This is a genomic window from Kitasatospora sp. NPDC085879, from assembly GCF_040686255.1.
Classification (GTDB): Bacteria; Actinomycetota; Actinomycetes; order Streptomycetales; family Streptomycetaceae; genus Kitasatospora.
This window is the reverse complement of sequence record NZ_JBFBJZ010000001.1, coordinates 113,137-134,238: the sequence shown is the minus strand read 5'-3', so window position 1 is coordinate 134,238 and position 21,102 is coordinate 113,137. Positions and strand designations below refer to the sequence as shown.

The window sequence follows — 21,102 nt, the reverse complement described above, 5'->3', positions numbered from 1 at the left end:
GTCTTCCCTCGGATGGGTCGGTGGGTCGGGGGTGCCGGTCAGGCGGCCGCGGGGACGGCCTCGGCCTCGACCGGCGCACGGCCGTCCAGGCGCTCGCGCCAGCGCTCCAGCAGGCGCTCGTCGGTGGGCCGGGTGGCCAGGCTGACGGCCAGATAGGCGACCAGGCTGGCACCCAGGCCGTAGTAGATCGGCTCGTTGGCGAGGGTGCCCTTGAGGACCATCAGGGTGATCACGGTGACGCCGCCGGCCGTCATCGCGGCGAGCGCGCCGGGCAGGTTGCCGCGGCGCCACACCAGGCCGCCGAGGATCGGCACCAGCAGTCCGCCGACCAGCAGGTTGTAGGCGACGGTGAGGGCGGCGAGGACGTCGTCGAGCAGGCAGGCCAGGCCGATGGAGACGGCGCCCAGGACGATGATCGCCAGCCGGTTGGAGCCGACCTCGTCGTGGTCGTCGCCCTGCGGACGGACCTTTCCGCCGCGGGCGCGCAGCCACTGCCAGATGTCGTTGTTGGCGACGGTCGCCGAGGCGATCAGCGCGCCGCTCGCGGTGGACATCATCGCGGAGAGCGCGGCGGCCAGCACCAGGCCCTTCACGCCGGTCGGCAGGGTGGTCTTGACGATGGTCGCGAAGGCGCTGTCGGCGCCCGCCAGCTCGGGGTGCAGGGCCTTGGTGGCCATGCCGATGACGGCGCCGGCGAGGCCGTAGACCAGGCAGTAGAGGCCGGCCACGGTGCCGCCGTGCGAGGCGACCCTGTCGCTGCGGGCGGTGAACACGCGCTGCCAGATGTCCTGGCCGATCAGCATGCCGAAGGTGTAGATCAGCACGAAGGTGAGGATCGACTCGCCGCCGATGGAGCCGAAGGAGAGGTAGCCGTCGGGCAGCTTGTCCGCCATGGCGCTCCAGCCGCCGGCCTTGATCACGGCGATCGGCAGCAGCAGCACCAGCACGCCGATCGACTTGACCACGAACTGCACCATGTCGGTGAGGGTGATCGACCACATGCCGCCGAGCGCCGAGTAGCCGACCACGATGGCGCCGCCGATCACCACGGCCGCCCAGCGGGGCACGTCGAAGAGCACGTCGAAGACGGTGGCGTAGGCGATGGTCGAGGTGACGGCCAGCATCAGGGTGTAGACCCACATCACCACGCCGGAGATGACGCTGGCCGCGTCGCCGTAGCGCAGCGAGAGCATCTCGGCGACGGTGTAGACCTTCAGCCGGGCGATCCGGGCCGAGAAGAGGATGCTCAGGGCGAGCAGGCCGAGGCCGATCGCGAAGACCATCCAGGCGCCGGAGAGGCCGTAGGTGTAGCCGAGGCGGACGCCGCCGATGGTGGAGGCGCCGCCGAGCACGACGGCCGCCATGGTTCCGGTGTACATCAGCGGGCCGAGGCGGCGTCCGGCGACCAGGAAGTCGCTCTTGGAGCGGGCGCGCCTTCTGCCCCACCAGCCGACGGCGATGATGCCCGCCAGGTAGCAGGTCATCACGACGTAGTCGATGGCCATGTGGTCCTCCGATCCGGCTCGCCGCGCTGCGGGTGCGGGTGCCGGGGTGCTCGTGGGGGACGGCTGCCGCGGCCGGAAGGGGGGCCGGCCGCGGCGCCTGAGGGGGACGGGTGCGGGCCCGACGCTCGGTGGCGTCCTCGGCCCGTGCTGAAACGGTAAGAGCAACGGCAGGGGTGTTGAAGTGTCGTAACCGTCCATTCTTTATGCTCCGAGTGGATGATTCGCCCATCGGAAGGAGGCCCGGCATGTCCGCACTGCCCGTCCCGGCGGTTCCGCGCGCTCCGGAGCCGGGCACGCCCGCCCTGCCGCTGCGGGTGCTGCTCGGTGCGCCCGGCCTCGGCCTGGAGCAGATCGCCGGGCCCCGCGACGACCGGCTGATCGGCACCATCGGCACCACCGAGCTGCCCGACCCGGCGCCCTACCTGTCCGGCGGGGAGCTGCTGCTGACCGCGGGTGTCCGCTTCCCTCCGACCCCGGAGGCGGTGGACGCCTATGTGCGCAGTGTCGCCGCCGCGGGGATCGCGGCGCTCGGCTTCGGCATCGCGCCCGTCCACGACGAGGTGCCGGCCGTGCTGGTCGAGGCCTGTGAGCGGCACTCACTGCCGCTGGTCCGGGTGCCGCCGGCGACGCCGTTCGTGGCGGTCAACCGGGCCGCGTACGCGTTCATGGCCGAGGCCCGCAGCCGTGACCTGCGGCTGGTGTCCGAGGCCCAGTCGGCGCTCGCCTCGGCCGCCGCCCGGCCGGACGCCCTGCAGGCCGTCCTGCACCAGCTGGCCGTCCGCACCGGCTCCTGGACGGTGCTGCTGGACGCGTCCGGGCAGGAGCTCTTCGCCGCCGGGGAGCGCCCCGCCGCCCCGGCCCCGCGGCAACTGCGCGAGCTCGCCGCCCGCACCGCCGCCCGGCGCGCCGACCGGCCGGGCCGCACCGCGCCGCCGACCGCCGCCGCCGAACACCTCGAAGGGCGGCACCTGACCGTCCACACCCTGCCCGGCGGCCTCGCCCTTGGCATCGCCGCCGACACCCCGCCCAGCAGCGTGCACCGCTCGGTCACCGGTGTCGCGGCCGTGCTGCTCGCCCTGCTCACCAGCCCGCGGCACGCGCTCGGCGCCGACACCCGCGGCTCCGGGGCCCTCGTCCGGCTGCTGCTCGGCGCGGCGCCCACCGACGTGGCCGCCCTGCTGCAACCGGACGGCGCCGGCGACGGCCGCTGGATCGTCGTCGCCGGACGGCGGACCCGGCCCGGCCGCGGCGACGACCCCGTCCAGGTGGCCGCGCTCGGCACCGCCCTCGGCACCCCCTACCTGGACGTCTCCGGCAGCGGCCTGCGGGCCCTCGTCCCCGGGGCGTCCGCCCCCGACCCGGCCGCGGCCGCCCGACTCGGCTGGACCCTCGGCCTGAGCGCCCCCACCGGAGCGGACACGCTGGGGCACGCCGCCGTCCATGCCGACCGCGCCCTGCGGCGGGCCCTCACGGCCGGGCGGGCCGCCGCACAGCAGCGGGACGAGGCCCTGAGCGTGCACGCGCTCGTCCCCGAGGGCGAGGCGCGGGCCCACGCCGAGGCCCTCCTCGCGCCGCTCGCCGAGGCCGGCGCCCCCGGCCCGGACGTGCTCCGCGACACCCTGACCGTCTGGCTCGCCCACCACGGCAGCTGGGACCGCAGCGCCGCCGCCCTCGGACTCCACCGCAACACCGTCCGCCAGCGGATCACCCGCGTCGGCGACCTCCTCGCCGCCGACCTGAACGACCCCGACGTCCGCATGGAACTCTGGTTCGCCCTCCGCCACCTCCCGGCCGACGGGTAGGACGCGCCCCCGGTCGGCTCCGCCCCTACCTCCTCGGGCTCGCCGGCCTCGGCGGGCCGAGGTGAGCAGCCGGTGGCCGGGCAGTCCGAGGGTGGCGGCCGTCCATCCGGCGAAGGTGACGTATTCGGCGGCGGCGAGCGGCGACGGCTCCAAGGCCGCGCCGTGGACGGGCCGGACGTTCCGCCGGGCGCCGAACAGCAGCCGGACCACGACCAGGCACCCGCCGGCGGGGCCACGGAACCGCACGAGGCCCCCCGGGGGTGGTGGTCAGTGCCGGTCGGTGAAGGAGCCGTGGCGGCCGGCGCCGGCGGCGAAGCGGGCGGCGCCCTCGCCGGCCTCGGGCAGGGAGCGCAGGCCGTGCCGGAGTTCGTTGTCGAGGGCGGCCTGCTCGCCGAGGCCGTCCTGTTCGAGGACGGAGAGCCGGTCCTCGCGCATGCAGGTCTGCGGGAAGCGGGCGATCTCGGCGGCGAGCCGTTCGGCGGCCTGCCGGGAGGTGCCGCGGGGTACGACGCGGTCGACCAGGCCGATGGCCTTGGCCTCGGCGGCGTCGACCGGGCGGCCGGTGAGGACGAGGTCCATGGCGCGGCCGGCGCCGATCAGCCTGGGCAGCCGGACGGTTCCGCCGTCGATCAGGGGGACGCCCCAGCGGCGGCAGAACACGCCGAAGACGGCGTCCTCCTCGGCGACCCGCAGGTCGCACCAGAGGGCGAGTTCGAGGCCGCCCGCGACGGCGTGGCCGGAGACGGCGGCGATCACCGGTTTGGAGAGGCGCATCCGGGTGGGGCCCATCGGCCCGTCGCCTTCGGGGGCGACCCGGTTGCCGTCGGCGGTGCCGAAGGCCTTGAGGTCGGCGCCGGCGGAGAAGGTGCCGCCTTCGCCCCAGAGGACGGCGACGGAGGCCTCGGGGTCGGCGTCGAAGGAGCGGAAGGCCTCGGCGAGGGCCTGGGCGGTGGGCCCGTCGACGGCGTTGCGGGACTCGGGCCGGGCGATCACGACGGTGGTCACCGGTCCGCTGCGTTCGGTGCGTACGGGCATGTGTGCCGGTCCTCCTCGCTGCCTCGGCCACCGCCGACCGGTGGACGGACCCCATCGAACCAGAACTCCGCCGCCCGGACGAGGGCGCCGCGCGGCGGGGTCCGGGCGGTCCACTGACAGCCGCTCATACTATGATCTGCCGCCGGGGATTGGGTGGCACACGATCCGGCGGCCACACCGCCGACAGCCGTCCGACCCGACGGGGACAGCGCGGACGGGAAGCCGTCCGACGGGGGAAGGACCGCCATGGCAGGCAGCCATTACAGAGTGTCGCCCGACCAGCTCGACCGCTTGGCGAAGGAGTGGCAGGCCCAGGCCGAACGCCTCGAACGGGTCGCGGCCAAGGTCGACGCGCTCTCGGGCAAGTTCCGCACCGCCGAGATCGAGACCCTGATCACCCGCGGCGTGCTCGCCACCGGGATCGTGCTGGCGGCCGAACAGGCCGTCCAGGACGCCGGGCAGAGCGCCGCCACGACGGCGAAGGCCCTGCACAAGGACGCCGCCGGGATCAGGCACTGCGCCGACAACTACCGCGAGGCCGAGGAGCACGCCGGCAAGCAGCTGCCCGGCGGCGGCCACCACACCCCGCCCAAGTCGCCCGGCAAGCCCGGCGGCAGCGGCGGCCACCACGGCGGCGGCCACCAGGGCGGCAGCGGCGGTCACGACGGCGGCGGCAGCGGCGGGCACCACCCGATGCCCTCCTCGCCGAACCCGCACGGCAAGATCCCGATGTCCGACGTCGACTACGGCGGCGCCGGATCGTGGAAGAGCGGCCGGGCCGCCTGCGAGGACTACGTCAACCAGGCGCTCGACACCATGGGCATCAAGGACCCGCAGGCCCGGGCCAACTGGATGCGCGGCCTGCTCACCATGACCCAGCGCGAGTCCTCGTACAACGACTCGCACTGGCTGGTGAACAAGAACGACAGCAACGCCTGGGGCCCGACCCAGGCGGACGGCGCGCCGCTGCACTCCTCGCGCGGCCCCTGGCAGTGCATCCCGGACACCTTCGCCGCCTACCACCAGCCGGGCACGTCCACCAAGATCTACGACCCGGTGGCCAGCGCGTGCGCGTCCATGAACTACATGATGGCGCGGTACCACGTCTCACCGGACGGCCACGACCTGGCCGCCAAGGTCGCCCAGGCCAACCCGAACCACGGCCCGCAGGGCTACTGACCGTCCGCGCCGGCCCCGTGCGGCCGGCCGTCGAAAACAGGAAGAGCCACCACACCGTGTCCCGACACACCACGGCGCTGCGCGCCGCCACCGCCGTCTCCGCCGCCGTGCTCGCCCTCGGCGCGCTGACCGCCTGCGACCCGGCCGAACCGTCCGCCGCGCCGAGCGCCGCCGCCCCGAGCCCCGCCGCGCCGTCCGCCGCCGACACCACCCCGGCCGCCGGGGACGCCGCCTCGCCGGCCGCCTCCCCCGGCACCAAGTCGGGCGGTGCCACCGGCCCCGCCGTCGGCGGCATCCCCGCCTCCGCCTGGATGAAGGGCGCCGACCTGCCGCTGAACGCCGCCTACCACTGGCCCGCGCAGGCCGGGAAGGCGAAGGCGGTCAAGAACGGCGAGCCGTTCGCCTTCGAGACGCTCTGCGACTCCGCCCGCTCCCAGGACCTCACCGGCCTCGGGACCGGCAGTGACGGCGCGCAGTCCCTGCTCAGCGGCGGCACCGACGAGTGGCAGGTCCAGCAGACCGTCGTCCACTTCAAGGGCACCTCCAGCGGTGCCGTGCAGTCGGCTGGCGCGCTGCTGCGCGGCCTGACCGAGGAGGTCAAGGCCTGCGCCCCCGACGGCGCCACCCCCTCGGTGAAGGTCACCGCCGAGGACCCGGCCTACCTGGCCGCCACCATCACCCTCAAGCAGGGCAGCGGCGGCATCACCGTCCACGAGTACCTGACGACCACCTCGACCACCGTCGCCGAGCTGACCGTCTACGGCCCGTACGGCACCAAGAAGCCCAAGGCGGCCTGGACGGTCAAGGACGACACCGCCGTGCTGCGCCTGCTGGGGGCCCCGCTCTGCGACGCCTTCAAGAACTGCTGACGCCCACCAGTCACCGACGATCCATCAGTACACGTCGCGGACATAGCGCTTGTCCGCGGCCAGCTGTTTGACGTAGGCGGCCGCGCCCTCCTCGCTCAGCCCGCCCTGGGCGGCGACGATCTCGTGGAGGGCGCGGTCGACGTCCCTGGCCATCCGGCCGGCGTCGCCGCAGACGTAGAAGTGCGCGCCCGCCTCCAGCCACGTCCACAGCCGGGGGCCGTGCTCACGCATCCGGTCCTGGACGTAGACCTTGTTCCGCTGGTCGCGGGAGAACGCCAGGTCCAGCCGGGAGAGCACGCCGTCCGCGCCGAGGGCCGTGAGCTCGTCCTCGTAGTAGTGGTCGGTGGCGCGCCGCTGTTCGCCGAAGAACAGCCAGTTGCCGCCGTGGTGGCCGCGCGCGCGGCGCTCGTCCAGGAAGCCCTTGAACGGAGCGACGCCGGTGCCCGGCCCGACCATCACGGCGGGCACCGCCGGGTCGGCCGGCGGGCGGAAGTGCGGCGAGCGCTGCACGAAGACCCGCACCGGGATGTCGGGGGCCGCGTCCGCCAGGAAGGACGAGGCCACGCCCTTGCGGCGGCGCCCGGCCGGGTTGTCGAACCGCAGCACGGAGACGGTGAGTTGGACCTTGGTCGGGTCGACGAGCGGGCTGGACGAGATCGAGTAGAGCCGCGGCTGGAGCTTCTTCAGCACGTCCACCCACTCCTGGGCGGTCGCCTTCACCGGGTACTCGGTCACCAGGTCGACCGCCTGCCGACCCCAACTCCACTGCGCCAGCTCGTCCTTGTTGTCCGGTCGGAGCAGCTTGCGGAGCAGCCGGTCGTCGGCCGTGCGCTCGGCGGCGAAGCGCAGCAGGTCGGTGGTGATCCGGGTCAGGTCGAGGTGCCGGTGCAGCGCCTCGGAGAGCGTGGTGCGCCCCGCTCCGGCGAGTTCGACCTCGGTGTCGGGGTGCTGGTCGGTCGCCGCCAGCCACTCCACCACCAGCTCGGGGCAGTTGACCGGCCAGACGCCGAGCGCGTCGCCGGACTCGTAGGCCAGGGTGCCGCTGTCGCCGAGGTCAAAGGTGAACTGGCGGACCTCCTTGGCGGCGCCCGGCAGGCTGAGCAGCCGGTTGCCGACCAGGGTGGCGGTGAACGGGTCGGCCTTGGTCGGTCTGGCCGGGGGCGCCACCGCCGGGGCGGCCCCGGCAGCGAGGGCGGTCAACACCTGCTCCAGCCACGCGGCGGCGGCCGGCTCATAGTCGGGTTCGCAGTCGACCCGCGGCAGCAGCCGGACGGCGCCGAGTTCGGCGAGGCGCTCGTCCAGGCGGCGGCCGTGGCCGCAGAAGTCGTGGTAGCTGGAGTCGCCGAGGGCGAGCACCGCGTACCGGACGTCGTCGAAGCGGGCGACACCGGCGCCGGTGAGCTGCTGCCAGAAGTCGGCGCCGTTGTCGGGGGCGTCGCCGTCGCCGAAGGTGCTGCTCACCACCAGCAGGTCGGTGCCGGCGGCGAGCATGCCGGGGGCGCAGTCCGCCATGGCGAGGACGGTCGGGGTGCGCCCGGTCTCGGCGAGGCGGGCGGCGGCGGCCGCGGCGAGCTCCTCGGCGTTGCCGGTCTGCGAGGCGTACAGCAGGACCAGCGGGCGGGCGCCGGGGGCGGCCTCGGGCGCGGGTGCCGGAGCCGGCAGCGGGCCCGGCCCGGGGGCCCGGTCGGGTGCGGCCGCACGGGAGAACATGCCGGCGAGGACGCCGTCGACCCAGAGTGCGTGCGCCGGGTCGAAGGGGGCGTCGGCGGGCAGCACGGGCACGCTGCCGGCCGGGGCGGTGGCCCCGAGGCCGGCCAGGTACCCGGCCAGGTAACGGCGTTCGTGGTCGGCGAGGGCGGGTGGCGCGGCCAGGTCGGTGAGCGCGAAGAGCCGGGTGAGGGCCGCAGCGGGTGTGCCGGCGGCGACCGCCGCGGTGAGGACGGGCCCGGGCTCCGGGGCGGGGTCGGCGACAGCCGCGACCCGGGTGAGCGAGACCGCGCAGACCTTGAACTCGGGCTGGAACGAGACCGGGTCGACGGCGTCGTTGGTGACCGCGTTGATGCCGAGGTACTCGCCGAACATGTCGTTCCAGTGGAAGGGCGCGAAGCAGGTTCCGGGGAGGACCCGGTCGGTGACGACCACGGGCAGCACGGCCCGCCCGCGCCGGGAGGCGACCTCCAGCCGGTCGCCGTCGGCCACGTGGAGGGTGGCGGCGTCCTCGGGGTGGACCTCGACGAACGGGCCCGGGTTGAGCTTGTTGAGCTTGGCGACCTTGCCGGTCTTGGTGAGGGTGTGCCACTGGTGCTGCACCCGGCCGGTGTTCAGCACGAACGGGTAGTCGTCGTCGGGCAGTTCGGCCGGCGCCAGGTGCGGGCGGGCGTAGAACCGGGCCCGCCCGGAGGCGGTCGGGAAGGCGAGGCGCGGCCGGGAGCCGTCCGCGCGGACCAGCGGCTCCTGGCTGACGCCGTCGTTGAGGTACCGGACGGGGTTGCGGTCCGGCCCGCCGGGGGCGCAGGGCCACTGGGCGGGGCCCTCCCGCAGCCGGTCGTAGGACACGCCGCGGACGTCCCAGCCGGTCTTGGGGTTCCAGGCCTGCTTGAGCTCCTCGAAGACCTCCTCGGCGGAGGCGTAGCTGAAGGCGTCGGCGTAGCCCATGGCGCAGGCCACGTCGGCGATCAGCCGCCAGTCGGGCCGGGCCTGCCCGGGCGGGTCGACGACGCCCTGGACGAGGGCGAGGTTGCGCTCGGAGTTGACCATGACGCCGTCCGACTCGGCCCAGAGCGTGGCGGGCAGCACCACGTCCGCGTAGGCGTTGGTCTCGGTCTCGGTGAACACGTCCTGGGTGATGACGAGTTCGGCGGTCTCCAGGCCCTCGATGACGGTGCGCCGGTTGGCCACCGAGGCGACCGGGTTGGTGCAGATGATCCAGCAGGCCTTGATCTCCCCCTCGGCCATCCGCTCGAACATCTCGACGGTGCCGGCGCCGCCCTCCGGGCGGAGCGCGCCCCGCTCGATGCCCCAGAGGTCCTCCATGAAGGCCCGTTCGGCCTCGACCAGGGTGGAGCGCTGTCCGGGCAGGCCGGGGCCCATGTAGCCCATCTCGCGGCCGCCCATGGCGTTCGGCTGGCCGGTGAGCGAGAACGGGCCGCTGCCGGGGCGGCAGATGGCGCCGGTGGCCAGGTGCAGGTTGACCAGGGCGTTGGTGTTCCAGGTGCCGTGGGTGGACTGGTTGAGCCCCATCGTCCAGCAGCTCATCCACTCCCCCGCGGTGCCGATCCACTCCGCGGCCTGCCGGATGTCCGCCTCGGCGAGCCCGGTCAGTTCGGCGACCGCGGCCGGCGGGTGGTCGGCCAGCAGGTCGGGCAGGTCCTCCCAGCCCTCGGTGAACTCCTCGATGAACGCCGGGTCGGTGTGCCCGCCGGCCACCAGCAGGTGCAGCAGGCCGTTGAGCAGGGCGAGGTCGGTGCCGGGGCGGATCTGCAGGAAGAGGTCGGCCTTGTCGGCGGTCGCGGAGCGCCTCGGGTCGACGACGATCAGCTTGGCCCCGGCCTTGACCCGGTCCATCATCCGCAGGAAGAGGATCGGGTGGCAGTCCGCCATGTTGGAGCCGATGACCAGGAAGACGTCGGCCCGCTCGAAGTCCTCGTAGGAGCCGGGCGGCCCGTCGGCGCCCAGCGACAGCTTGTAGCCGGAGCCCGCGCTGGCCATGCACAGGCGGGAGTTGGACTCGATCCGGGAGGTCCGGACGAAGCCCTTGGCCAGCTTGTTGGCGAGGTACTGCGCCTCCAGCGACATCTGGCCGGAGACGTAGAGCGCCAGCGCGTCCGGCCCGTGTTCGTCGATGATCGCGCGCAGCCGTCCGGCGACGGCGGCGACCGCGGCGTCCACGTCGACGGCCGACGGTTCCTCGCCGCGGCCGGCCCGGACGAGGGCGGTGCCGATCCGGCCGGGCGCGGCCATCATGTCGGCGTGGGTGGCGCCCTTGGTGCAGAGCCGGCCGGCGTTGGCGGGGTGCGCCTGGTCGCCGGAGGCCTTGACGGCCCTCCGGCGACCCTCGGCGTCACGGGCGACGTCCAGCACGATGCCACAGCCGACCCCGCAGTACGAGCAGGCCGTCCTCACCCGGCTGGTCTCGGTCTGCTGTGTCGGCACCGTCACGGCTGCCCCTCTCGTGGCCGCCGGTCCGGGCCCCCGCGTGCGGTGTACGGGGCCGCGCCGACCGGCCGGGCGGGTCGCTCCCACCTGTGTCCACCGTAGAAAGGCCCTGTTGCACGGAGGTGACGTGCGGGGTTCCGCGGCCGTTAAGCCTGCCGCACCGGAGGTCGCCCGGGGTGTGAGGCCCCGCGGCGGGTCAGCCCTCGGGGGCCAGCTCGGCCATCTCGCCCCAGCCGTCGACCGGCGCATCGACGTAGATGATCTGCGGCTTGGCGGCGATCGTCCTCGGCAGTTCGGCCATGGCCGCCTTGAAGTGGTCGGAGTTGACGTGGGCGGCTCCGGCGTCGGCGGACTCGAAGGCCTCCAGCAGCACGTACACCTGCGGGTCGTCGACGCTGCGGGACCACTCGAAGAAGATGTTGCCGGGCTCCTCGCGGGTGGCCCGGGTGAAGTCGCCGACCAGCGACATCCAGCTGTCCGCGTACTCGGGCCGGGCGGTGAACTTGACGTTGATCAGGATCATGCGGTGCTCCTCGGTGATGTGGCGGACGGTCAGCCGAACTGCCGTGCGGCGCGGGTCAGGACGTCGCCGATCCGGCCGCGCGCGGCCCGGTCGGCGGTGGGCAACGAGACGGAGAGCGCCCTGGCCGCCCCGCCGCCGGCGGGCGGCAGCGGTACGGCCAGGCAGGTCCAGTCGGGGTCGTACTCGCCGACCGAGACCGCGAGGCCGAGCCGGCGGACGAGACCGAGTTCGGCGTCCAGCCGGTCGGGGTCGGTGATGGTGTGCTCGGTGAACCGGGGCAGGCCGTGCTCGGCCAGGTAGCGGCGGCGGACCGGGCGGGGCAGCGCGGCGAGCAGGACCTTGCCGTGCGCGGTGGCGTGGGCCTGCGGTTCGGTGCCGGCCTCGAAGGGGTCGCCGCCGGCGGCTGCCGGCCCGGTGCTCTCCACCACGGCGATCCGGCCGTCCCGGTAGGTGCTGTAGTACGCGGGGGTGCCGACGGCGCGGGCCACCCGCAGCAGCAGGTCGCGGACGTCCGGTTCGGCGGGCTCCCGGCGCCGGTAGGCGCGGTGCAGGGCGGGGATGCGGGGGCCGAGCACGTAGCCGCCGCGGGTGCGGGCGAGGTGGCCGCGGTCGGTGAGGGGGCCGAGCAGGTGTAGACGGTGGAGAGCGAGCAGCCGAGCCGGGCGGCGAGGTCGCGGGCCGCCACCGGGCCGGGCGCGTCGGCGACGGCGTCCAGCAGGTCGAGCGCCCGGTCGAGCGACTGCGGGCCGTGCGCGGCGGCGATGGCGGGGCTCCTCTCGGCGCGCGGCCCGTGCGGGCCGGTCGTCCCACAGCCTGCCCGATCCCGGGCCCGCCGCCCAAACGGTCCCGCCGGTGATTCCGGCCCTGCCGGAAGCGGACGTGCCGGGCCCGGGTTCACGTCCCGCTGCGGCCGGGGGCTGCCTTCGTCCGCCGTTCCTGCCCGGCGGGGAGTCCGCCGGTGCAGAGGAGTCCGACGAGCGCGATGCCGCCGGCGGCCAGCACCGCGACCTTGAGTCCGGTGATCTGGGCGTCCTGGTAGTCCTCCACGATCGCGGCCGCCTCGGCCGGGGGGACGGGAGTCTCGGCGAGCGCGGAGGCGACGTCGTCCGCCGGAACGAAGGTCAGACCTGCTTCGATCCTGACACCGGCCTGCTGCGCCACCGCGTCGGAGATCCGCGGATCGTCCTTGATCGTGGAGCTGACGGAGGCGGCCAGCGCGCCGATGAGGATGGCGCCGATCAGCGCGGTGCCGAGTGAGGAACCGAGGTTCTGCGAGGTGTACTGGAGGCCGCCGGCCTCACTGCGGTCGGCCTCGCCGACGGACGACTGCACGACGTTGCCGAGTTGGGAGGCCAGCATCCCCATGCCGAGGCCCATGGTGCCCATGGCGAACGCGAACGAGGTCTCGTCGAGGTCCGGTTCGATGGTGGCGAGCAGCCAGACGATCGAGGCGATCAGGACGACGAAGCCGATCCGCACGATCGCCCGGGGGGAGGCGATGCGCAGGAGCACGGAGCCGCCCATCGAGGCGATCAGCATGGTGACCGACACCGGCAGCAGCTTGAGCCCGGTCTCGAAGGCGTCCTTGCCCAGCACGACCTGGAGGTAGAGCGGGATGACGAAGAAGAGGCCGAGCAGGATGGTGTTCTGGTTGAAGAGCGTGACCAGGCCGGACCGCAGCCCCGTGATGCGGAACAGGCCGACACGGACGAGGACGGGCAGTCCGGCGGCCTCCCGGCTGCGTTCCAGACGGACGAGGAGCACGAGGAGGACGCAGCCGAGGGCGATGACGAACAGCGTCGGGGAGAAGCCGAGGACGGTGAAGGGTGCGTTGCGCGGCGCCAACCACCCCCAGCTGCTGCTCTGCAGGACGGCGAGGACGACGAGGGCCAGTCCCGCGGCCGACAGGATGACGGCGCCGACGTCGAGGCGGGTACGGCCGGTGACCCGTGGTCCCTCCGGGACCCAGCGGATGAGGCAGAGCATCGCGACGACCAGCACGACCTCGCCGGCGAAGACCAGACGCCAGGTGAGGTAGGTCGTCACCCAGCCGCCGAGCAGCGGGCCCACGGCGATGCCTGCGCCGGCCAGGCCGCCGATGACGCCGTAGGCGACGGCCCGGTCCCGGCCCTGGTACGCGCCGGCCACCAGCGCCGCCAGGGCCGGCAGGACGAGCGCGGCTCCGAGGCCCTCGATGACCGACCAGCCGAGCGCCAGCACCCACAGTTCGGGGGCGACGGCGGTCAGACCGGAGCCGACGGCGTACACGACGAGGCCGACGGTGAACATCCGCCGTCGGCCGTACATGTCGCCGAGCTTGCCGCCGGTGAGCATGAAGGCGGCCATCACCAGCGTGTACAGGGTGATGACCCCCTGGATGGCGGTGACCTCGGTGTCGAAGTCCTCGACGAGCTGACTGATCGACACGTTCATCACGGAGGCGTCCAGCACCATCAGGAACTGGCCCGTGCCGAGGACGATCAGCGCCTTCCACCGGTTCACTGCACCTCCAGGGGGCCGTGCGCAGCCGTCTCAGCCGTTGAGAATGCGTTCCTTCTGGACCTGGAACTCCGCCTCGGTGAGGACGCCCTGCTCCTTGAGCGTGGCGAGCTCCTTCAGCTGGTCGATCTTGCTGTCCATGCTCGCCGGGGCGGCGGCCGGCGGCGGGGGCGGAGGCGGCGCCTCCTGGTAGACCACCTGCTGCGGCGGGGCCTGCTGGGCCTCCTGCTGAGACCAGCGGCCGGCCTGGCGCCGGGACACGCGGTTGGAGACGGCGGTCGCGGTGCCCGCGACCACGGCGGTGCGGGCGACTCCTCGGATCAGTCCGGGCACGGTTCTCTCCTTAGATCTTCGGCGGACAACCGACGGGCGGGGTCACTTGCCTTCGGAGTCCAGCGCGTCCAGGGCCTCGATGACGTCCTGCAGCGGGATGCGCCCGCTGGCGACCAGCTGGGCGCCGCCCCGGCGCAGTGCGGCGGCGAACGGCGCGGCCCACAGGTTCTCGTAGACGATCAGGCCGGCCGAGTTGCCCGGCTCCAGGGCGGCGGCGGCCTCGGCGAGGTCCTCCGAACCGAGCAGCCCGGAGGCCGCGCCCTCGAAGACCGCGAGGTCGAGTTCGCCGTCGCCGGTCATGTCGGCGATCTCCAGGCCGACGACGGAGCCGTCGAGTTCCTTCTTCATGAACATCAGGTCGATGATCCGGACGATGCCCCGGTCGACCAGATCGACAAGCAGTGGCAGGCCCTCCCCGGTCATCTTGCTGCCGGGGAACTCGATCACCACGTAGTCGATCGGGCCCATCTCGTTGAGTTGGTCGGTCACATCGGCTCCTCGGGTGCGGTGCGGGTGGGGGCTCAGGCGGCCGGTGGCGCCGGCCGGGGGCGCCCGCCATAGGCGATCAGCGCGTACAGGCCGATCACGTCGAGCGCGATGACCAGCACGGACCAGACGGGGTAGGACGGGATGAAGGCCATCTGGGCGAAGGCGTTGAGGACGAGCACGGCCACGCCGAACCAGCGGGCGAGCTGGTTGCGGGCGAGGACGCCGGCCGCGGCGAAGCCCTGGGCGACGGCCAGGGCCAGCATCGCCCAGCCCCAGGCCCGCAGGTCGCCGAAGACGAAGCGCGCGTCGCCGACGAACACCTTGGACTGCGCGATCGCCGCGATGCCGTCCAGCCCGTTGAACAGGGCGAGGACGCCCAGCATGACGGCGGCGAACATCCGCATGGACTCGCCCTCCTCCGCCGCCCTCGGCGGGGTCGGGCTGAACTGTCCGGCGGGATAGGGTGCGGTCGCCATCGAGACCTCCGTACGGGGTGGGGCCGGCCGGCCCGGCGTACTCCCCCCAGATCAGGGTGCGGGCAACCGGTCGGCTTCGCACCACCCCGCGCGGGTGACCGGCCCCGCGGCGGTCACGCTGCGTGCGTTGCGGCGGTCGGAGTGCCTGCCGATGATTGAAGCCGGGACGACGTGTGCACCCGGCGCGCGCCCGATCCTCCGGTGGTCGCCATGCCAGACAGTGCTCCTTCGCGGCGGCCGCCCGCCGACGGTGCGCCGGTCCCGCTCCCCTCCCCGCTGCCCGGCGGCGACCCGGTGCTGGCCGCGCGGTTCGCCGCGCCGCCCGTCCCCCGGACCTTCGTCCGCCGGGAACGCCTCGGCGAGCGGCTCTCCGAGGGGCTGCAACGGCCGCTGCTGCTGGTCAACGGCCCGGCCGGGGCCGGCAAGACGCTGCTGGTCGCGGACTGGGCGGCGACAGCGCAGCTTCCCGGTCCGGTCGTCTGGCTCACCCTGGAGCGCGGCGACGAGGCCCCCGGCGTGTTCTGGGCCCAGCTGCTGGCGGCGCTGCGCCACGCCGGCGTCCCGCTGCCCGCGGACGTGGCCGGCCCGGCCCGCGCCGCCGAGGTGGACACCGCCCTGCCCGACCGGCTGGCCGCCGGGCTGAGCGGGCGCGGCACCCCGGTCGTCCTGGTGCTGGACGAGTTCGAGCACGCCGGCTCGCCGGCCGTCGCCGAGGGGCTGGACGGGCTGCTGCGGCACGCGGCGGGCGGGCTGCGGACGGTCCTGATCAGCCGGGCCGAGCCGCTGCTGCCGCTGCACCGCTACCGGGCCGCCGACGCGGTCGCCGAGATCCGCGGCACCGACCTCGCCTTCACCGCCGAGGAGACCGCCGTCCTGCTCGCCCGGCACGGCCTGGCGCTGTCCGAGGACGGCGTGCACGCGCTGAACCGCCGGACGGAGGGCTGGGCGGCGGGGCTGCGGCTCTGCGCGCTGGCCACCGAGCACGCCGACGACCCGGAGGCGTGCCTGCGCGAGTTCGAGGCCGGCAACAGCACGGTGGCGGACTTCCTGCTGGCCGAGGTGCTGCAGGCGCAGCCGGCCGAGACCCAGGACCTGCTGCTGCGCACCAGCGTCCTGGAGCGGACGCACACCGGGCTGGCGGACGCCCTGACCGGACGGCAGGACGCCGCCCGCATCCTTGAGGAGCTGAGGCACGCCAACGCCTTCGTCACCCCGCTCGGCCACGGCTGGTACCGGCAGCACACGCTGTTCGCGGAGATCCTGCGGGTGCACCTGCGCGCCCGGAACCCCGGGCTGGAGCAGGAGCTGCACCGGCGGGCGGCCGGCTGGCTGCACGCGGCGGGCCGGCTCGCCGATGCGCTGCCGCACGCGGCGGCCGCCGGGGACTGGGAGCAGGCGGCCGCCTGGCTGGTCGACGACCTGGCGCTCGGTCAGCTGCTGGGCGGCCTGGACGCCGCCCGGCTGGGCGCGCTGTTCACCCGGATGCCCGAGCAGGCCGAGGGGCCTGCGGTGGAACTCGTCCGGGCCGCCCTGGCGCTCGCCCGCTGGGACGTCGACCGCGGGCTGGCGCACCTGGGCCGGGCCGAGGAGTCCGCGCCGCCCGGCACCGGCAGCGCCGCGGCCCGGCTGAGCGGCGCCGTGCTGCGGGTCCTGGCGGCCCGGCTGCTGGGGTCGGCGGACATGGCGGAGAACGCCGCGGAGACCGCGGCCGAGCTGGAGCGGGCGGTACCGGAGGAGCGGCTGCGGGCGCACCCGGAGCTGAGGGCCCTGCTGCTGGCGGAGCTCGGCTCGGCGCAGCTGTGGGAGGGCCGGTTCGACGCGGCGCGGGCCGGCCTGACGGCGGCGGCCGAGGCCGCGGACGGTGCGGCGCAGGCCGCCGCGCGGCACGAGTCGCTGGGCCGGCTGGCGCTGATCGACCTGCTGCTCGGTTCGCCGGGGCGGGCGGAGGCGCACGCCGTGGAGGCGATCGCCGAGGCCGCACGGTGCGGGCTGCCGCCCTCGGCGCACAGCGGGGTGGGCCACCTGGTGCTGGCGGAGGTCGCCTTCGACCGGGACGACCTGGCGGTCGCCCGGGCGGCCCTGGAGCGGGCCGCCGCCGGGTCGGGGGCCGGGCGCGATCCGCTGCTGGTGGTCGGCCTCGCGGTGCTGCGCGCCCGGCTGCTGCTGGCTGCGGGGGACGCCCGGGCGGCCCTGCTGGCGCTGGCCGCGGCGGAGCGTCCGTCGCCCGCCGACAAGCCCTCGCCGTGGGCCCGGGAGCGGATCGCGCTCGGGCAGTGCGCGGCGCACCTGGCGGTGGGCGACCCGGCGGCGGCGCTGCGGGCGCTGACCGCGGCCGGTGAGGGGCCCGAGCCGGCCGTCGCCGCCGCGCAGGCGCACCTCGCGGCGGGCGATCCGCGGGCCGCGCTGGCCGCGCTGGAGGCGGTGCCCGCCCGCGGGGCGCGGCCGGCCGTCGCGGTGCGGGCCCAACTGGTGCGGGCCCGGGCGGTGTCGGCCGCCGGCGACCCGGCGGCCGCCCACCGGCTGCTGGCGCAGGCGCTGACCGCGGCCCGCCCGGACCGGCTGCGGCGCCCGTTCCGTGAGGCCGGCCCGTGGGTGCGGCGGCGGCTGCAGGAGCGGCCGGCGCTCGCCGCCGCGCACGGCTGGCTGCCCCGGGACCTGGTCGCCGGGCTGCCCCGGCCGGACGAACCGGCGGCGCCGGCGCCGGTGGTGGAACGGCTCAGCGAGCGGGAGCACGACGTGCTCGTCCGGGTGGCCCAGATGATGTCGACCGACGAGATCGCCGGCGACCTGCACCTGTCGGTGAACACCGTGAAGACGCATCTGAAGAGCATCAACCGCAAGCTCTGCGCCACCCGCCGCGGCGAGGCGGTGCGCCGGGCCCGCCAGCTGGACCTGCTCTGAGCCGGGCCGCCGGGCGGGCTCTCACTCCGGCCGGGTGATGACCCGGACGGCCCCACCGGGGACCGTGGTGCAGGGGGGCCGAGGCCGTGGGGTGTCGAGGGAAGCGTGTGCCCATGCACTACGAGATCCGCGTCGCCGGGACGATGTCGGAGACCATGCTCTCCGAGGGGTTCCCCGAGCTCGACAGCTACGTCGTGCCGAGCCAGACCGTGCTGTTCGGCCAGGTGGTCGACGAGGCGCACCTGTACGGCCTGCTGGACCGATTCCGGGCGCTCGGGCTGCGGGTGGTGGAGTTCCGGCAGCTGCCGGACTGAGTGCCGGACGGTGTGCCGGGCCGCGGGCGCGCGGACGACGGCGCCGGACCACCCGTGACGGGCGGTCCGGCGCCGTCGTTCCTGCCGGGCCGGTCAGGCCAGCACCTTCGCCTTGGCCTGCTGGTACTCCTCGTCGGTGATGGCCCCGCTCTTCTTGAGGTCGGCGAGCTTGGCGAGTTCGTCGACGTGTCCGGACGGCCCGGTGCCGGAGCCGGCCGCGGCCTGCTGGACGTAGGAGCGGAAGTCCTGTTCGGCCTGCATCCTCATCCGGAGCTCGCGTTCGCCCATGCCCTTGCCGCGGACGATCAGGTAGACGAACACGCCGAGGAAGGGCACCAGGATCACGAAGATGCTCCAGCCTGCCTTGCCCCAGCCGCCGACCGAGTCGTCCCGGAAGAGGTCACCGAAGATCCGGAACAGCAGGAAGAACCAGAGGATCCACAGGAAGAACCACAGCATGGTCCAGAAGATGTTGAGCAGCGGGTAGTCGTTCACCGTGCGCCTCCTGTCTCGGGCGGCCTGCCCCGGGAGGTGCGGCAGGCGAGAGGTGCTCCGGCATCCACCGTCCCCGGCCCGGGGTGGACCCGCACCACCCGGCGCGGGTGATCTCCGCGGGCGGGACGGGCGGGAGACTGAAGGCTCCGGGCGCCGTGTGCGCCGGCTCCGTCCCCCGAGGGAGCACCCCATGACCGCACCCTCCCGCCCCGCCCCCGCGGACCCGCAGGACCTGCTGACCGGTCTCGGCCGGTCGTGGCTGTGGCCGCTGGGATTCGGTGTGCTGACGCTCGTGGCGGGCATCGTCATGCTCGCCTGGCCCGAGGAGACCACCCGGGTGGTGGCGATCATCATCGGCCTGCAGCTGCTGGTGGCCGGTGTGGTCCGCTTCGTCACCGCCTTCACCCACGAGGACGGCACCGGCGGCCGGGTGCTGCACGTGCTGATCGCCCTGCTGTCCTTCGTCGCCGGTGTGCTGGTGCTGCGCCACCAGCTGCAGACGGTCGGCTTCCTGGCGATCGTGGTCGGCCTCTACTGGCTGGTGGCCGGCGTGGTCACGCTGTTCGTGGCGATCTCCAGCAAGGGGATGCCCGGCCGCGGCCTGTCGGTCTTCCTGGGCGCGATCGGCGTGATCGCGGGCATCGTGGTGCTCGCCTACCCGGTCGAGTCGGCCGTCGCGCTGGCCCGACTGCTCGGACTGTGGCTGGTGCTGCTCGGACTGATCGAGGTCGGCGGCGCGTTCGTCCTGCGCTCGGCAGTGCGCCGGGCACTGCCGCCGCAGTGAGCGGACGCCGGGCGGGACGGCCTGCGCGCCGCCCCGCCCGGAGCTGTCAGCGCATCCGCCGTGCGGCCAGCAGGGCGCCGTCCAGCGGGAGTTCGGCCACACCGGTGAGGTCGAAGCCGGCCTCGGCGAGCAGCCGGCGGTAGTGTTCGGCGGTGCGCTCGCGGCCGCCGACGTTGCACAGCATGTGGACGTCCCACGGCACCGCGAGCGAGGGCGCGGTGTCGCCCTCGGCGGGCAGCAGCCGCTCCACGACGAGGAGTTCGGCGTGCTCGGGCACCGACTCGGCGAGCCGGCGCAGGATCGCCAGGCACTGCCGGTCGTCCCAGTCGTGCAGCACCCGGGACAGCAGGTAGACGTCCCCGCCGCCGGGCACCTCCTCGGTGAAGTCGCCGACCACCAGGCGGCAGCGGTCCGCGCAGCCCGCCCTGGTCAGCGTCTCCCGGGCGGCCTCCACCACGTGGGCCCGCTCCAGCAGGACGCCCTCCAGGTGCGGATGGGCGCGCAGCACCCCCGAGAGCAGGGCACCGTTGCCGCCGGCGACGTCGACGACCGTGCGGGCGCCGGTGAAGTCGACGAGCTCGGCGATCGGGTCGAACATCTGGGTGCTGGCCGCCATCGCCCGGTCGAACAGGTCGGCGAGCTCCGGGTCCGCGGCGAAGTGGGCGAAGTGGTGGGCGCCGAAGGTGTGCTCGAAGGCGTCCCGGCCGGTGCGGACGGCGTGGCCGAGCGCGCCGAAGGAGCGGTAGAACGGGCCGCCGTAGAGCAGGGCCAGCGGGTGCAGCGACTGCTCGGCGCCGGTGCGCAGCAGCCGGCCGAGTTCGGTGGGCCGGTGGGAGCCCGTGCCGTCCGGGGCGAGCACGCCGAGTGCGGTGAGGTAGCGCAGCAGCCGGTGCAGGCTGTCGGGGTGGGTGCCGGTGCGGACGGCGAGCTCGGCGGTGCCCGGGCGCGGGACGGCGTCGAGGTGGTCGGCGAGCCGCAGCTCGGCGGCGACCGCGAGGGCCTGGGTGGCCCAGGCGCCGGTCATCAGGTGCAGCAGCCGGTCGGCGGGCCGCTCGCCGGTGCTGCCGTGCGCGGCGAGCACGCCCGGGTGGTGGCCCGCCGCGTTCAGCTCCAGCCGCCGGTGCTCGGCGTCGCCCGCGGTGCGGAAGTACAGGACGGTGGCGTCCTCGTGGGCGTTGTGGCCGCCGCCGTCCGCGGTGGTGCGGCCGCGGTCGAGCAGGGTGGCGCGCAGTCCGGCGAGGGCGACCGGATCGGGGGTGGTGACCTCGAAGGCGACGTGCGCCTCGTGGTCGTGGGCGCGCTCGCCCGCGGCGAGGGTGTCGAGGCCGGAGCCGGGCGGGACGGCGAGCGCGAAGATCTCGATCTCGCAGGCGCTGCCGTCGGCGGCGGCCACCGGGGCGCGCAGGATGCCGACCTCCAGGCTGTCGGCGCTGCGCCCGTAGCGGCGGGCGAGCCGCCCGCGGACGACCACACTGGGGGTGATCGGGCCGACGTCCAGTCCCTCCTCGCGGAGCAGGGCGCGCAGGTCGGCGAGCGAGGGTGGGAAGACCAGGACGGCGGCGTGGGTGAAGCGGCTGTGCGCGGCGACGGCGGCCCGCTCTGCGGGGTCGAGGCCGGGCAGCAGGGCGGCGAGGACGCTGCCGGTGTCGTTGGCCGCGACGAAGGCCGCGGCCTCCCGGATGCGGTCGAGGTCGTACGGGTCGAGGCGCGGCGGAGCCGCGCAGGGCAGGGTGGCCATGCGGG

The 21,102-nt window shown here is 74.8% G+C and carries 17 protein-coding genes and 1 pseudogene; 6 read left to right on the top strand and 12 right to left on the bottom strand.

Translation table 11 applies throughout. The features are described 5' to 3' along the window. Positions 1–38: 38 nt before the first annotated feature. Positions 39–1,505, bottom strand: a complete 1,467-nt coding sequence (locus AB0P35_RS00560; protein ID WP_363504407.1) for a sodium:solute symporter — start codon at positions 1,503–1,505, stop codon at positions 39–41. A gap of 245 nt (positions 1,506–1,750) precedes the next feature. Here AB0P35_RS00560 and AB0P35_RS00555 point away from each other — a divergent pair, with 245 nt between their 5' ends. Then, positions 1,751–3,307, top strand: coding sequence for a PucR family transcriptional regulator (locus AB0P35_RS00555; protein ID WP_363504404.1), 1,557 nt, complete (start codon positions 1,751–1,753; stop codon positions 3,305–3,307). A gap of 267 nt (positions 3,308–3,574) precedes the next feature. Here the strand turns inward: AB0P35_RS00555 and AB0P35_RS00550 are convergent, their stop codons facing one another. Then, entirely contained in the window at positions 3,575–4,342 is a 768-nt protein-coding gene (locus AB0P35_RS00550) for a crotonase/enoyl-CoA hydratase family protein (protein WP_363504401.1), read from the bottom strand. Between the two features lie 246 nt (positions 4,343–4,588). Here AB0P35_RS00550 and AB0P35_RS00545 point away from each other — a divergent pair, with 246 nt between their 5' ends. Together AB0P35_RS00545 and AB0P35_RS00540 are read left to right on the top strand one after the other, a co-directional pair. After that, positions 4,589–5,521, top strand: coding sequence for a hypothetical protein (locus tag AB0P35_RS00545; protein WP_363504398.1), 933 nt, complete (start codon positions 4,589–4,591; stop codon positions 5,519–5,521). A gap of 56 nt (positions 5,522–5,577) precedes the next feature. Further along, positions 5,578–6,390 (top strand): hypothetical protein, encoded by an 813-nt coding sequence (locus AB0P35_RS00540; protein WP_095872435.1) that lies wholly within the window; start codon positions 5,578–5,580, stop codon positions 6,388–6,390. A 24-nt stretch (positions 6,391–6,414) separates the two neighbouring features. On the opposite strand, the gene AB0P35_RS00535 is transcribed toward AB0P35_RS00540, so the two are convergent. The 8 genes and pseudogenes from AB0P35_RS00535 to AB0P35_RS00500 form a co-directional block, all read right to left on the bottom strand. Continuing rightward, on the bottom strand, positions 6,415–10,548 hold the full coding sequence (locus tag AB0P35_RS00535) for a bifunctional nitrate reductase/sulfite reductase flavoprotein subunit alpha (RefSeq protein WP_363504395.1): 4,134 nt from the start codon (positions 10,546–10,548) through the stop codon (positions 6,415–6,417). A gap of 193 nt (positions 10,549–10,741) precedes the next feature. Beyond that, on the bottom strand, positions 10,742–11,068 hold the full coding sequence (locus AB0P35_RS00530) for a putative quinol monooxygenase (RefSeq protein ID WP_095872436.1): 327 nt from the start codon (positions 11,066–11,068) through the stop codon (positions 10,742–10,744). Positions 11,069–11,097: 29 nt separating this feature from the next. After that, complete coding sequence (locus AB0P35_RS00525) at positions 11,098–11,643, bottom strand: IclR family transcriptional regulator C-terminal domain-containing protein (protein ID WP_363504392.1); 546 nt, start codon at positions 11,641–11,643, stop codon at positions 11,098–11,100. A 107-nt stretch (positions 11,644–11,750) separates the two neighbouring features. Continuing rightward, a pseudogene (locus tag AB0P35_RS00520) lies at positions 11,751–11,966 on the bottom strand (hypothetical protein); the annotation flags it as partial. Next, positions 11,963–13,570: an MFS transporter gene (locus AB0P35_RS00515; RefSeq protein WP_363504389.1), complete on the bottom strand. Its 1,608-nt coding sequence runs from the start codon at positions 13,568–13,570 to the stop codon at positions 11,963–11,965. The gene AB0P35_RS00515 and the pseudogene AB0P35_RS00520, both read right to left, overlap by 4 nt. A gap of 30 nt (positions 13,571–13,600) precedes the next feature. Further along, a complete protein-coding gene (locus tag AB0P35_RS00510; RefSeq protein ID WP_095872437.1) occupies positions 13,601–13,900 on the bottom strand; it encodes an SHOCT domain-containing protein in 300 nt (99 codons plus the stop codon). A gap of 42 nt (positions 13,901–13,942) precedes the next feature. Next, the gene (locus tag AB0P35_RS00505; RefSeq protein ID WP_363504385.1) at positions 13,943–14,389 is read right to left on the bottom strand and encodes a DUF6325 family protein; all 447 of its coding nucleotides are present in this window, start codon (positions 14,387–14,389) and stop codon (positions 13,943–13,945) included. A 32-nt stretch (positions 14,390–14,421) separates the two neighbouring features. Continuing rightward, the gene (locus AB0P35_RS00500) at positions 14,422–14,865 is read right to left on the bottom strand and encodes a hypothetical protein (protein ID WP_363504382.1); all 444 of its coding nucleotides are present in this window, start codon (positions 14,863–14,865) and stop codon (positions 14,422–14,424) included. 210 nt (positions 14,866–15,075) lie between these two features. On the opposite strand from AB0P35_RS00500, the gene AB0P35_RS00495 reads away from it, so the two are divergent. Continuing rightward, positions 15,076–17,766: a LuxR C-terminal-related transcriptional regulator gene (locus tag AB0P35_RS00495; RefSeq protein ID WP_363504380.1), complete on the top strand. Its 2,691-nt coding sequence runs from the start codon at positions 15,076–15,078 to the stop codon at positions 17,764–17,766. A 113-nt stretch (positions 17,767–17,879) separates the two neighbouring features. After that, entirely contained in the window at positions 17,880–18,080 is a 201-nt protein-coding gene (locus AB0P35_RS00490; protein ID WP_095872439.1) for a hypothetical protein, read from the top strand. A gap of 93 nt (positions 18,081–18,173) precedes the next feature. Here the strand turns inward: AB0P35_RS00490 and AB0P35_RS00485 are convergent, their stop codons facing one another. Then, the gene (locus AB0P35_RS00485; protein ID WP_363504377.1) at positions 18,174–18,575 is read right to left on the bottom strand and encodes an SHOCT domain-containing protein; all 402 of its coding nucleotides are present in this window, start codon (positions 18,573–18,575) and stop codon (positions 18,174–18,176) included. A 190-nt stretch (positions 18,576–18,765) separates the two neighbouring features. Between AB0P35_RS00485 and AB0P35_RS00480 the strand changes: the two genes are divergently transcribed. Continuing rightward, a complete protein-coding gene (locus AB0P35_RS00480) occupies positions 18,766–19,359 on the top strand; it encodes a DUF308 domain-containing protein (protein ID WP_363504374.1) in 594 nt (197 codons plus the stop codon). 46 nt (positions 19,360–19,405) lie between these two features. Here the strand turns inward: AB0P35_RS00480 and AB0P35_RS00475 are convergent, their stop codons facing one another. Next, on the bottom strand, positions 19,406–21,097 hold the full coding sequence (locus AB0P35_RS00475) for a methyltransferase (RefSeq protein ID WP_363504372.1): 1,692 nt from the start codon (positions 21,095–21,097) through the stop codon (positions 19,406–19,408). Positions 21,098–21,102: the final 5 nt, after the last annotated feature.

What these genes read in the sequence shown, in the direction of transcription:
- AB0P35_RS00560 (WP_363504407.1), bottom strand. Translation starts at nt 1,505, where the DNA reads ATGGCCATCGACTACGTCGTGATGACCTGCTACCTGGCGGGCATCATC.
- AB0P35_RS00555 (WP_363504404.1), top strand. Translation starts at nt 1,751, where the DNA reads ATGTCCGCACTGCCCGTCCCGGCGGTTCCGCGCGCTCCGGAGCCGGGC.
- AB0P35_RS00550 (WP_363504401.1), bottom strand. Translation starts at nt 4,342, where the DNA reads ATGCCCGTACGCACCGAACGCAGCGGACCGGTGACCACCGTCGTGATC.
- AB0P35_RS00545 (WP_363504398.1), top strand. Translation starts at nt 4,589, where the DNA reads ATGGCAGGCAGCCATTACAGAGTGTCGCCCGACCAGCTCGACCGCTTG.
- AB0P35_RS00530 (WP_095872436.1), bottom strand. Translation starts at nt 11,068, where the DNA reads ATGATCCTGATCAACGTCAAGTTCACCGCCCGGCCCGAGTACGCGGAC.
- AB0P35_RS00500 (WP_363504382.1), bottom strand. Translation starts at nt 14,865, where the DNA reads ATGGCGACCGCACCCTATCCCGCCGGACAGTTCAGCCCGACCCCGCCG.
- AB0P35_RS00495 (WP_363504380.1), top strand. Translation starts at nt 15,076, where the DNA reads ATGCCAGACAGTGCTCCTTCGCGGCGGCCGCCCGCCGACGGTGCGCCG.
- AB0P35_RS00490 (WP_095872439.1), top strand. Translation starts at nt 17,880, where the DNA reads ATGCACTACGAGATCCGCGTCGCCGGGACGATGTCGGAGACCATGCTC.
- AB0P35_RS00480 (WP_363504374.1), top strand. Translation starts at nt 18,766, where the DNA reads ATGACCGCACCCTCCCGCCCCGCCCCCGCGGACCCGCAGGACCTGCTG.
- AB0P35_RS00475 (WP_363504372.1), bottom strand. Translation starts at nt 21,097, where the DNA reads ATGGCCACCCTGCCCTGCGCGGCTCCGCCGCGCCTCGACCCGTACGAC.